The sequence below is a fragment of the Aminobacter sp. BA135 genome (assembly GCF_050859125.1).
GTDB classification, from domain to species: domain Bacteria; phylum Pseudomonadota; class Alphaproteobacteria; order Rhizobiales; family Rhizobiaceae; genus Aminobacter; species Aminobacter ciceronei.
In genome coordinates, this window is record NZ_CP139572.1 from 4,338,606 (window position 1) to 4,351,150 (window position 12,545).

Sequence of the window (12,545 nt, forward strand, 5' to 3'; positions counted from 1 at the left end):
CGACCGAGCTTTAGCCCTCACGCAAATTCTGAATTGGAGATTGGAAATGGCACCTAGAAAAGATCGCCGTACGCTCGATCCGGTTACCTTCGAGGTCCTGAAGAACGCCTATGTCAACATCGTCGACCAGATGGCGGAGCAGATCCTGCGCACCTGCTACTCCTTCGTCATCTACTCCCGCGACTTCTCCTCGGCGCTGTGCGACCCGACCGGCGACACCATCATGCAAGGCAGCGGCGACATCGCCGCTCACGTCGGCACGCTGCACCTGACCGCCAAGGCGGTGATCAAGAAGTTCGGCCATGACGTGCATCCGGGCGACGTCTTCGTCATCAACGACGTCTACCAGGGCGGCACCCACTTCAACGACACCCGCCTGTTTGCGCCGATGTTCTACAAGGGCGAGCTGCTCGGCTTCGCCCAGGCCAACGGCCACTGGGCCGATGTCGGCGGCGCGGTGCCCGGCTCGTTCAACGTCAACGCGCTCGACCACATGGCCGAGGGCCTGCGCATCACACCGGTCCGGGTCTACAGCAAGGGCGTCTATCTCTCCGACGTCGCCGAGCTGATCGCCCACAACACGCGTGCGCCCAGCGACATCATCGGCGATCTCCAGGCCCAGGCCGAAGCCTGCCGCCTGGCCGAGCGCGAAATCCAGCGCCTGTGCGACAAATATGGCGTCGACACGATCAAGAAGTCGTTCAACGAGGTCCAGGACTATGTCGAGGACATGACGCGCCAGCGCATCTCCGAGCTGCCCGACGGCACCTGGGAGACCATCGACTACATCGACGTCGATCCCGACGAGGGCGAAGGGCTGGTGCCGATCAAGGTCAAGATGACAATCGACGGCGACCGGGTCCATTACGACCTGACCGGCTCCCACCCCAAGACGGTCGGCTCGTTCCTCAACTGCTGTTATGGCGGCGCCTTCGCCGCGGTCGTTGCCGGCACCAAGATGCAGTCGCCCGACATTCCGATGAACTCCGGCTTCTACCGGGTGGTGACAGTCGATGCCGGCCCGCTCGGCTCGGTGGTCAATGCCGAATGGCCGACCCCGGTGGCGGGCTTTGCCTCCGGTCCGTTCGAAAAGATCATGAACGCGGTGTTCGAGCTCTGGGCGGAAGTGCTGCCGGAACGCGCCATGGCCTGCACCTTCAACCTCGACTACCTCCTGATCGGCGGCCGCGACACGCGTCACGAAGGCAAGCCCTATTTCATGTGGTACGACTGGATGGTCGGCGGCTGGGGCGCGCGCAACGGCCGTGACGGCTGGGCGGCGACCGGCCCGGTGTTCGGCGTCCAGCTCGGCACCCAGCCTTTCGAAGGCCAGGAGCGGCTGTCGCCTGTTCTCACCACCTGCCACGAGCTGATGGTCGACTCCGGCGGCCCGGGCGAATTCCGCGGCGGCCTCGGCGTCCAGAAGGGCGGCACGCTCTACGCCTGCGAACGCACGGTGGTGTCTTATTGCTGCGACCGCGAGCGCTCGATCACCTGGGGCCTGTGGGGCGGCTTGCCGTCGATCCCGCACGGCGTCTGGGTCAATCCCGGCCAGGACAAGGAGCGTTATCTCGGTTCGCTGTTCTCAGGCGTGCCGCTGCAGCAGGGCGACACCGTGCAGCGGCCCTCGGCCGGCGGCGGCGGCCTTGGCGATCCGCTCAAGCGCGATATCCAGAGCGTGCTCAGCGACGTGGTCGAAGGTTATGTCTCGGTTGAGCGGGCGAAGAAGGACTATGGCGTCGTCGTCCATGTCGTCGATCTCGATCTCGACGAATACAAGATCGACGAGAACGCCACGCTGGCCGAACGGGCGCGCATCGCCAGCCACCGCAAGGACTGGCTCAACGAGGACGCCGAAAAGATCGCCGCGCTTTACCGCGACAAGAAGCTCAACATGCTCGACCTGATCCGGCAATACGGCGTCATCGTCGACTGGGGCTCGGGCGAGCTTCTTGCCAAGACCACCGCCGAGTTCCGCGAGATGCTGAAGCGGCGGACGGTTCCCTACTGGACGGCATCGGGCCAGGCCGCCAACGCGACCCTGAAGGTCGCCTGATCAAGGGAAGGCAGCAAGCTCCAGTGGGCTTGCTGCCTTCTTCGCCAACGGGGTTTGCATAATCAACAATCAAGAATCTGCCAAAAAACAAAAATTCGGAGATGCACCATGTCTGGAAGTCTCGATGTCGCAGGGGAACTCGACTATTCGCAACGGCCGGTCCCACCCAGTGGCCGCATGCCCAAGCTCAATCTGACGATGGCCTTCTGGGCGATCTGCAGCGCCATGTTCTTTCTCATCATCTCGGCGACGCTCGCCGAAATCTATGGCACCGCCAATACGATCATCGGCCTGATACTGACGGTTATTTCGTACTCGGCGATCAATGCCGTCATCACCCGCTACGCGATCAGGACCGGCCTGTCGGTGTCGCTGTTTTCGCGGTTGCTGTTCGGCCGCTACGGATCGGCGATCGCCACCTTCATCTATGCGGTCTCGAGCATCTATTACGCGGTGTTCGAAGGCTCTGTTATCGCCACCGCTGCGACCTACTATTTCGAAGGCCTGACCTTCGCAGTCGCAGCCCTGATCGTCTGCATCTACAGCGTGCCGCTGATCCTCGGCAGCGTCCAGCACTGGCTCGACAAGTTCAACGGCTATCTTTTGCCGCTCTATCTTGTCGGCCTGATGGGCACGGTGATCTACGCCATCTCGCATTACGGCTATTCCAACGCCTGGCTGACCATGACGCCGGATGGCGGCGCCCCGCCCTATGGCTGGATCAACGTCTTCATCGCCTTCATGGGCGTCTGGTGGATGATGATGTGCACCTTCGACTTCGCCCGCTTCGGCAAGAAGGAGGACGAGACCTACCACGCCGTGTTCAATTTCGGCCTGCCCTTCTACACGCTGACCTATTTCGTCAACGGCCTGGTCGGCATCTTCCTGGTGCAGACGATCCCGCTCGAAGGCGCGACCTCGGAAGTGTCGGTCGTCAAGGCGCTGATCGTGATGATGGGCGCGCTCGGCCTGCTGTTCGTCTGGATCAGCCAGACGCGCATCAACACCACCAATTTCTACCTGTCGACGGTCAACATGCAGGCGTTCTTCCGGCTGGTGTTCAAGCTGGAGATGCCGAAATATGTCTGGGCGATCATTGTCGGCGTCATCGTCTATTTCGTCATGCTGGCCAACATCTTCCAGTATCTGCTCGTCGCCCTCGCCTATCAGGGCATCTTCGTCGTCGCCTGGGTCGGCGTCGCGCTGGCCTACATCTTGTGCGGACAACATGACGGCACCGGCGAGGAAAGCGCCCGTTCCGACGACGACTTCCCGGCCTATTACGCGCCCGGCATGGTCGCCTGGTTTGGTGCTGTTGCCATCGGCATCATCCTGCTCGCCATCCCCAACCTCGAACTGCTGTCGGCACCGGCGACGGTCACCAGCAGCTTCCTGCTGTTCTGGGCGCTGTCGTCGCGCATCCGAACGGTCGCCATCGCCTCCTGAGGCCAACCGGGCGCCGTCGCGGTCTCGACCATCGAGACCGCGACGGCGCCCGGATTGTTTTTTACCGTGCATTGTCCCGCCGCAGGACGGCGTTGTCGCCGTTGGCTTGGTTGGAGAGCCGACTGCCGAGCGGCCTCTCCAATTCGTCATCCTAGGGCTTGACCCTGGGATGACGATGGTGCTGTGAGCCACCGCAGGCTTGAGAGATGATGGGTAGCCGAGCACAGCCCTCCCAATTCGTCATCCTAGGGCTTGACCCTAGGATCCTGTGTGTTGCGCTTGGTGTAGAATGAATGCGGGAAGGAGGCCGTCAGGATCCTGGTCGTCGTGCTGAACACGACAGACCGCGGCTTGGCTCGGCTCCCTTCCCGCACCACCTGCCGTCAACCTGCACAGTTGCACGAGGCCGTTGGCGCGGACCTCGCACCACAGGAAGAGGTTCCATGACGATACATCACAGTTACATCGGTTGCGACATCGCCAAGGCGATGATTGATGTCTTCGATCCGCTCAGCCGCCGTTTCAGCCGGGTGGCCAACGAGGCTGCGGCTCTGGCCCGCTTCGCTGCCGGCCTGGCACCAAACAGCTTTGTCGTCCTCGAGGCGACGGGGCACCATGACCGGGCTTTACGCCAGGCGCTCGCCAAGGCCGGCATCGCTTGCGTCCGCATCAATCCGATGACGGTGCGCCGTTTCGCCCAGGCGCGCGGCCACCTGGCCAAGACCGACCGCATCGATGCCCGCATCCTGAGCGAGATGGGGGCGATGTTCTGCCCCGATGCCGACACGCCGCCATGCCCCGGGCGTGAGCGGCTTGTTGCCCTTGCCCGCCGCCGCGACCAACTGGTCGCAGCGCGCGCGATCGAGCTGCGCCATCACGACGAAACCACCGACATCACCGTGCTTGCCGACATCGAAGCTGCAATCGTTGGCCTGTCCCAGCGCATCTCGGCCCTCGAGGTCGAGATCGCCAGCCATATCGAAACCCTGGACGAGCTTGCCGAACAGGCCGAGCGCCTGACCTCCGCTCCAGGCATCGGCAAGGTGACCGCCATCACCCTCTTGGCCCACATGCCTGAACTTGGAACCATCTCGCCCAAGGCCATCGCCAGCCTCGCCGGCCTTGCGCCTTGCAACAACGACAGCGGCACAAGGACCGGCCGGCGCAGCATCCGGGGCGGCCGGCCAAGGTTACGCCGGGCGCTCTATATGGCAGCCCTCGGCGCCATCCGCGCAAACCAGCGCTTCAAGGCCTTCTACCAGGCTATCGCCCAACGCTCCGGATCAAAGAAATGCGCAATCATCGCCGTCGCGCGAAAGCTCATCACAATCCTCAACGCCATGATCCGCGATCAAAAACACTTCGCTTGAACACAGTTGCCATGCCGTGAGGGCCAGGAATGTGGGACGGGTGCAGAACGAGCACGCGTTCTCGACCGCTTGTGCCCGGCCGCAAGGTCACGGCATAGGTTCGCCGCCAGCCCGGCTCATTCCCCCGCCGTCTGCCGCCCCGCCCCAGCCCATGCCGCCTCGATCGCCTGGCGGAGCTCGGTTTCCGAGATCGGCTTGTGCAGGATGCGGCTGCCGCCGGCGCTGACCTCCTTCAGCCGCGACGGCGAGGTGTCGCCGGTGATGATGATCGACGGCACGGCGCGGCCGAGATAGGCGCTCAGCATGCGGATGGCCTCGAGCCCGGTGGCGCCATGGGCCAGCCGATAATCCGAGATGATCAGGTCGACCGATGCCGCGCCGCGCAGGGCGGCGGCGGCATGCACCGCCTGGGCCTCGGCCGCCGAGCGCCCGGCATAGACGCGGTGGCCCTCGATGGTCAGCAATTGCTCCATCGCCTCGAGGATGTCGTTCTCGTCCTCGACGACGATGATGCCGCCGGTCAGGGCTTCAGTCCGCGTCTCGCGCTGCGGGACCGGCGCCTTCGCGGCGCGGACTTCCGGCACGGTGATCGAAAACATCGAACCGCGCCCCGGTCTGGATACCAGCTTCAGCGGGTGCTTCAGCAAGCCGGCGGTGCGGCGGACGATGGCGAGGCCGAGGCCGAGCCCTTGCGTGCGATCGCGCGCCGGGTTCTGCAATTGCACGAATTCCTCGAAGATCGCTGCCTGCTGGTCGTCTGGAATGCCGGGGCCGCTGTCCCAGACCTGGATCTCGACGCAACCGCCGCGCTTGCGGCAGCCGAGCACGACGCCGCCCTGCCTGGTGTAGCGGAAGGCGTTGGTGACCAGGTTGGTCAGCACGCGCTTCAGCATCATCGGGTCGCTTTCGACCAGCAGATGGCTGTCGACCACCCGCCATTTCAGGCCACGCTCCTTGGCCTCGGTGGCGAACTCCTCGCGGAAATCGCGGAACAGTTCGCGCAGGCACACGGTTTCGCGGGCAACCGTGACGATGCCGGCATCAAGCTTGGAGATGTCGAGAAGCGCATTCAGCAGGCCGCTGAGATTGCCGATGATCGATTTGGCCCGGCCGGCGAGGCCGCGCGCCTGCTCGGCCGGCACGTTGCCGCGTTTGGCCAGCACGGCAATCGTCGACACCAAAAGGCTGAGCGCATGGATCGGCTGGCGCAGATCGTGGCTCGCCGCGGCCAGGAAGCGGGTCTTGGCGCGGTCGGCGGTCTGCGCCCGGTCGCGCTCCTCCTGCAGATGCTCGACGAGCCGTTCATTTTCCAGGCGCAGGCTGATCGTCTCCCGCAACATGCGGTAGGTGATGCGGCAGTAGTAGAAATTGATCACCACCAGCGAGACGAGCAGGAACAGAAAGCCCGCCGAAATCGCGCTGCTGCTGGTGATGACGCGGGCGGCGACCGGCAGCACGGTGGCCAGGATCGAGCCGATCAGCGCCGGCGGAAAGGCCGAAAGCGACGGCACCGTGCCGCAGACCAGGCCGGTGAGCACCACCACGGTGAAGGACAGAAGAAGCGGCGCTTCGGGCATGAAGCCGACCCAGCCGAACATGCCCCACAACAGGCCCGAGACCCAGGAAAAGCCGGCCGCCAGCCAGGCCCAGCGCATGATGGTTGCGGCATCGCGCGGCCGGCTGAAGAAGCGGCGCGAGGCAAGGACGCGCAACGCCGTCAGCGCATAGAGCGTGCCGAGCCATCCGGCCAGCCACGGCGTCGAGATACCGCCGGACAGGACATAGACGGCGGCGAGCGAAATGACGATGTTGGAAATGACCACGCCATATGAATTGCGATAGAGAAGCTCGACCAGAGCCTGGCGTATCTTGTCTTCCTGCATCCGATTCCCCTGAAGTACCGGATGAAGATCGCATAAGCTTTCCTCATCGGGGACTGTTGATCTACCGACAATTTATTTCCCATAAGTTGGCGTTCTGCCGATTCGTATCGCTTCATCATCAATGGTGACCACATGAACCGCCCTCTCACCTTCATCCTCGCCGACGACCACGCGCTGGTGCGCGAAGGGCTGAAGATGCTGATCTCGACGATGGACAACATGTCGGTGGTGGCGGAAGCAGCGGATGGCGAGGCCTTGCTGGATCAGGTCACCAAGACCCGCGCCGACCTGTTGCTGCTCGACCTCGGCATGCCCGGCGTTGCCGGCATCCAGTTCATCTCCGACATCAGGGAGCTCGTGCCCAGGCTGAAGATCATCGTGCTGACCGCCAATATCGAGCCGCGGACGGTGCGCGCCGCAGTCGAGGCCGGCGCCAGCGGCTATCTGACCAAGGACGGCGACCCCGAGGAACTCGGCGAGGCGATCGAGGTGGTCAGGAAAGGCGGCACCTACCTTGCCCGCAGCGTGCGTTTCGCCGTCGGCGAGGCGTCCGGCAGCGGCAGGCAGCACGCGGTGCCCGACATCCTGTCGCCGGTGCCGCTGACCCGGCGCGAGCGCGAAATCCTCGCTCTGGTGGCGCAAGGGCTGACGGCGCGCGAAATCGCCGAGCGGCTGGGCATCAGCCCGGCGACGGCGCGCAAGCACCGCGAAAACCTGATGGGCAAGCTCAATCTCCACAGCGCCGCCGAACTGACCGCCTATGCGGTTCGCCTGGGTTTGCCGACAGCCTGAAGGCTGCCGCGCAGCGCCCTGACGGCGCCCGACATCACGTCAATATCTCTTTAACCATCAACTATTTAGCTGAGGCGACGGGCGGTCGATATACGCCACATGCCGTATGTTTTCGCCTGATGGCCCAGCCTATTCCTCCCAGCGATCGCATCATTTGGGAGGAGCCGACATGTCGTCGCTGCAGCAGTTGTTGCCGTTTGCCCTGGCAACGCTGGCCTTCGCCTGCATGCCGGGGCCGGCAATCCTCTACATGACGGCGCAGACGGTGGCGCTCGGCCGCCGGGCCGGGCTGATGGCGGCGTTCGGCGTCCATATCGGCTGCTACGTCCACATCCTTGCCGCGGCCATCGGCCTGGCCTCGCTGATCGAACAGGCGCCGATGCTTTTCGAGGCGATCAAGCTTGCCGGTGCCGCCTATCTCGTCTGGCTCGGCCTGTCGATGTTCATGGGCTGGGGCAAATCGCATGGCGACGTTGCCAGTCTCGCCTCGCCCAACCTCGCGTCGCCCGGCCTCGCCTCGCCCGGCCTCCCGTCACAAAGCCTGGCCTCGCCCAGCCTCGCGTCACAAAGTCTCGCGTCACAAAGCCTGCGCGACAGCATCATCGTCGAGATCCTCAACCCGAAGACCGCCTTGTTCTTCCTGACCTTCCTGCCGCAATTCGTCGATCCGGCAGCCGCCTTGCCTGTCTGGCTGCAGTTCCTGCTGCTCGGCATGTTCGTCAACCTGGTGTTCTCAGTCGCCGACGTCGCCGCCGTCGGCATCGCCTCGGTCACCCTTGCCCGCGTCGCATCGGGCAATACCGGCTGGATCGTGCCCAAGGCCTGCGGCTCGATCCTTGTCGGGCTCGGCCTGGCGCTGGTCGGCCACCAGATCTGAGCCTGATCATGCCTCACGCCGATACATCGATGCGCCCGGCCGCGACATTGCGGCAGTGCGAAGACGGTTCAGAACGCACGCCTTCTTTCTTCCACCCGCCCCAGATTGTTCACCCTCACGGCATGGATCCTAGGGTCAAGCCCTAGGATGACGAATTGGGAGGCGGCGCCCGGCAACCGACTCGCCTCCCAAGCCCGCGGAGACCACCCACTTCCTTCGTCATCCCAGGGCGGAGCAGGAGCGCAGCGACGTGGAGACCCTGGGATCCATGCCGTGACTGTGAGGAGTGTGGAGAGGGTAGAAGAAAGAGCACTTGCTTGCTTGAACACAGTTGCCATGCCTTTGCCCGGATCCATGCATTTGCATCAGGCCCCTTGACTGGCAGGCGCGACAGGCTAGGCTGACCTCAAATACCGGCCCCGACTGCCGGGTGGCAAACATGCCTCGTATGCCTCGCCTCCCGGCGGCGGCTGCGGGGCATTTTTGTTTTTGGGAGGATTTTTTGAAGTCGCGCATCGAAATCGGCGTGCTCTATTCGCGCTCGGGCAGCTATCAGCTGGTTGCCAACGCCTGCCATGCGGGTGCCATGCGCGCCATATCGGACGTCAATGCCGACCCGGCAAGCGGCATCGAGCTGGTCGCCATCGAGCGCGACCCAGCCGGCAATATCGACCGCTACGCACCCTTGTGCGACGAGATCCTGCGCCAGAGCAGCGCGCGCCATGTCGTCGGCGCCGTGACGTCGTGGAGCCGCAAGGAGGTCATCCCGGTGCTGGAAAAGTCGGGGGCGGCACTGTGGTATGCCTGCCCCTATGAGGGCTTCGAGGCCAATGAGCATGTCGTCTACATGCATGCCTGCCCGAACCAGCATCTGGTGCCGCTTCTGGCCCATGTCGTGCCGCGCTTCGGCGCCGATGGTTTCCTGCTCGGCTCCAACTACATCTGGGGCTGGGAAACCAACCGCGTCGCGCGCGACCTGATCGCGGACGCCGGCGGCAAGGTGCTGGGCGAGCGCTATCTGCCGATCGGCGATGCCGACGTTTCCAGGCTGATCGAGGAGATCAAAGCGACACGGCCGTCCTTCATCCTCAACAATCTGATCGGCACCTCGTCCTACGCCTTCTTTGCCGCCTATGCCGAGCTGGCGCGCCGCGATCCGCATTTCGGGCCTGAGCGCTGCCCGATCCTGTCCTGCAACCTGACCGAGGCCGAACTGCCGGCGATCGGTGCTGCCGGCAGCGGCCACCTCTCCGTCGGGCCCTATTTCCGCGACGCCGGCACCGCCACGCCTGAGGCACCGGCGTCGTCCTTCGAGGCCTCGGCCTATGCCTCGGTCATGGTGCTGGCCAAGGTGCTCCAGGCAAATCCGGATGCCGGTTTCGCCGAACTGTCGACCGCATTCGCCAACAGCAATTTCGCCACGCCCTTCGGCAGCATCGCCATCGACCCGCAGACCCAGCATGCGACCTTGCCGGTCGAGATCGGCCGCATCTTAGGGCTCGGCTTCGAACGCGTCAGCCATATCGAGCGTGTCGCCCCGGACCCCTATCTCTCGCGTTACGACCGGGCCAAGACCTTCGGCCGTGCCAGGCTCAAGGTGGTGTCATGAGCGGGGTCGTGTCATGAGCCGGGCCGCCCATATCCCCAATCTCGGCGGCGCCAGGGCATTCGTGCTGCACCGCCCGCATGCCACGGTCAGCGCCATATCACGCCAGCTCCAGGCGATCGGCCTCGAGGTCGTCGACTGCTGGCCGGACCTGCCGGCCGAGGCGCTGGCCGCCGATTTCGTGTTCTTCGACGTCGATCTCGGCTTCGACCAGCAGTTTCCCTGGCCGCGCGGCTCAGCGCCGATGCCGACGATCGCGCTGATCGGCTCGGAAGCGCCGGGCCGGATCGAATGGGCGCTGTCGCACAAGGCCGATGCGCAGCTGCTGAAGCCGGTCGGCAATGCCGGCGTCTACAGCGCGCTTTTGATTGCCCGCCAGAGTTTTGCCGCGCGCCGGCAACTGGCCGACGAGATCGCAGCACTCCAGCAGCGTGTCGCCGAGCGCCAGACCATTGTCCGCGCTGTTACCGCTCTGTCGAGCCAGGGCGTCGACGACGAACGCGCCTATGCGCAATTGCGATCGCTCGCCATGAACTGGCAGGTCAGCCTCGAGGACGCCGCCCGGCGTGTCGTCGCCCTCACCGACAAGGCCAAGACCGACAAGGCCCAGACCGAGACGGCCAAGACCGACAAGGAGGCCGGCGTTGACCAGTCCCATCGCGCCTGAGATATCAGCCGCCGCTGCGCCGGCCAGGCCGCGCGCCGGTGTCTGGCGCCGCCTGGTCAGGCGGCCGCTGGCGCTGACCGGGCTGGTGATCATCGCAATCACCGTCGCAGGCGCCCTGCTCGCCCCCTATCTCACCGGCTACGACCCCAACGACCAGATGTTCGACGGGCTGACGCTGGAAGGCGCGCCGCTGCCGCCCAGCGCCACCTTCTGGCTCGGCACCGACCTGCTCGGCCGGGACCTTCTGACCCGCATCCTCCATGGCGCGCGGACCTCGCTGATCATCGGCATCGTCGCCAATGGCGCGGCCCTTTTGATCGGCACGCTTGTCGGCATCACCGCAGGCTATTTCCGCGGCTTTGTCGGCGCAGCCCTGATGCGCTTCACCGACCTGATGATGGCCTTCCCTGCCCTTTTGCTCGCCATCTGCCTGGCCGCCGTGTTCCAGCCCAGCCTGTGGATCGTCGCCATGGTGATCGCGCTGGTCAACTGGGTGCAGACCGCCCGCATCGTCTTCACCGAAACCAGCTCGCTTGCCGAACGCGAGTTCATCGACGCCGAGCGCACCATCGGCGCCGGCACGGCACGCATCCTGTTCCGCCACATCCTGCCGCATCTGTTGCCGACCATCATCGTCTGGGGCACGCTCGGCATCTCGACGACGGTGCTCCTGGAAGCGACCTTGTCCTATCTCGGCATCGGCGTGCAGCCGCCGACGGCGTCCTGGGGCAACATCATCTTCGAGAACCAGACCTATTTCCAGGCAGCGCCCTGGCTGGTGTTCTTCCCCGGTGCCGCAATCCTGGCCCTGGCGCTCGCCTTCAACCTCGTCGGTGACGCTTTGCGCGACATTCTCGACCCGACGCAGCGAGGCCGGGCATGATCGCCTATCTCACCCGCCGGCTGATCCAGGCAGCGCTGATCCTGCTCGGCGTGACGCTGATCACCTTCGCCCTGCTCTATCTCCTGCCGGCCGACCCGGTGCGCCAGATCGCCGGCCGCAGCGCCACGCCGCAGACGGTGGAAAGCATCCGCCAGCAGCTCGGGCTCGACCAGCCTTTCGCGGTGCAATACTGGCGCTATCTGACCAATCTCGTCAGCGGCGATCTCGGCCGCTCCTACATCCAGCGTTCGGAAGTCAGCGAGCTGATCGTGGCGCGCCTGCCGGCCAGCCTGCTTCTGATGGTCGGCGCCATCGTCTGCGAGCTGGTCATCGGGCTGAGCATGGGGCTGGTCGCTGCGGTCAGGCGCGGCAGCGCCACCGACCAGGCACTGATGGTCGGCTCCTTCATCGGCGTGTCGGCGCCGCAATTCGTCGTCGGCCTGCTTCTGCTCTACGTCTTTGCCGTCAAGCTCGGCTGGTTTCCGATCGGCGGCTACGGCACCTTCAGCCACATGGTGCTGCCGTCGCTGACGCTCGGCATCCTCGGCGCCGGCTGGTATTCGCGCATGATGCGCTCGTCGATGATCGACGTGCTGCGCCAGGACTATATCCGCACCGCCCGCGCCAAGGGCCTGGCCCAGCGCGCCATCCTGTTCGGCCACGCTCTGCCCAACGCCATCCTGCCGGTCATAGCCATGATCGGCATCGACATCGGCCTGTTCATGGGCGGCATCGTGGTGGTCGAAAGCGTGTTCGGCTGGCCCGGCATCGGCCAGCTCGCCTGGCAGGCGATCCAGCGCGTCGACATCCCGATCATCATGGGCGTCACGCTGGTCTCGGCCTGCGCCATCGTGCTCGGCAACCTGCTCGCCGACATCGTCGCCCCGTTCATCGATCCGCGCATCAAGCTGCGCTGATCAACGACAAGACCAACAGACTGCACTGAGACACACAAACAAAAGAGA

The 12,545-nt window shown here is 64.7% G+C and carries 10 protein-coding genes; 9 read left to right on the forward strand and 1 reads right to left on the reverse strand.

What is annotated here, in order from left to right:
* The first annotated feature begins 46 nt into the window (after positions 1-46).
* The 3 genes from SLT36_RS21170 to SLT36_RS21180 all read left to right on the forward strand — a co-directional run bounded on the left by SLT36_RS21170 (position 47) and on the right by SLT36_RS21180 (position 4,872).
* Positions 47-2,056, forward strand: a complete 2,010-nt coding sequence (locus SLT36_RS21170) for a hydantoinase B/oxoprolinase family protein (RefSeq protein WP_432284284.1) — start codon at positions 47-49, stop codon at positions 2,054-2,056.
* Positions 2,057-2,164: 108 nt separating this feature from the next.
* Entirely contained in the window at positions 2,165-3,502 is a 1,338-nt protein-coding gene (locus SLT36_RS21175; RefSeq protein WP_432284285.1) for a purine-cytosine permease family protein, read from the forward strand.
* Positions 3,503-3,945: 443 nt separating this feature from the next.
* Positions 3,946-4,872: an IS110 family transposase gene (locus SLT36_RS21180; RefSeq protein WP_432284230.1), complete on the forward strand. Its 927-nt coding sequence runs from the start codon at positions 3,946-3,948 to the stop codon at positions 4,870-4,872.
* Between the two features lie 116 nt (positions 4,873-4,988).
* Here the strand turns inward: SLT36_RS21180 and SLT36_RS21185 are convergent, their stop codons facing one another.
* A complete protein-coding gene (locus SLT36_RS21185; RefSeq protein WP_432284286.1) occupies positions 4,989-6,755 on the reverse strand; it encodes an ATP-binding protein in 1,767 nt (588 codons plus the stop codon).
* 132 nt (positions 6,756-6,887) lie between these two features.
* Between SLT36_RS21185 and SLT36_RS21190 the strand changes: the two genes are divergently transcribed.
* The 6 genes from SLT36_RS21190 to SLT36_RS21215 all read left to right on the forward strand — a co-directional run bounded on the left by SLT36_RS21190 (position 6,888) and on the right by SLT36_RS21215 (position 12,497).
* Positions 6,888-7,547, forward strand: a complete 660-nt coding sequence (locus SLT36_RS21190; RefSeq protein WP_432284287.1) for a response regulator — start codon at positions 6,888-6,890, stop codon at positions 7,545-7,547.
* Between the two features lie 169 nt (positions 7,548-7,716).
* Complete coding sequence (locus SLT36_RS21195; RefSeq protein ID WP_432284288.1) at positions 7,717-8,424, forward strand: LysE family translocator; 708 nt, start codon at positions 7,717-7,719, stop codon at positions 8,422-8,424.
* Between the two features lie 502 nt (positions 8,425-8,926).
* Complete coding sequence (locus SLT36_RS21200) at positions 8,927-10,033, forward strand: transporter substrate-binding protein (protein ID WP_432284289.1); 1,107 nt, start codon at positions 8,927-8,929, stop codon at positions 10,031-10,033.
* A gap of 13 nt (positions 10,034-10,046) precedes the next feature.
* Positions 10,047-10,697 carry an ANTAR domain-containing response regulator gene (locus SLT36_RS21205; protein ID WP_432284290.1) on the forward strand — a complete coding sequence of 217 codons (651 nt, stop codon included), beginning with the start codon at positions 10,047-10,049 and terminating at the stop codon, positions 10,695-10,697.
* Positions 10,675-11,580 (forward strand): ABC transporter permease, encoded by a 906-nt coding sequence (locus tag SLT36_RS21210; protein ID WP_432284291.1) that lies wholly within the window; start codon positions 10,675-10,677, stop codon positions 11,578-11,580. Before SLT36_RS21205 ends, SLT36_RS21210 begins: the two co-directional genes overlap by 23 nt.
* Positions 11,577-12,497, forward strand: a complete 921-nt coding sequence (locus tag SLT36_RS21215) for an ABC transporter permease (RefSeq protein ID WP_432284292.1) — start codon at positions 11,577-11,579, stop codon at positions 12,495-12,497. The genes SLT36_RS21210 and SLT36_RS21215 overlap by 4 nt, the downstream gene beginning before the upstream one ends.
* The last annotated feature ends 48 nt before the right edge of the window (positions 12,498-12,545 follow it).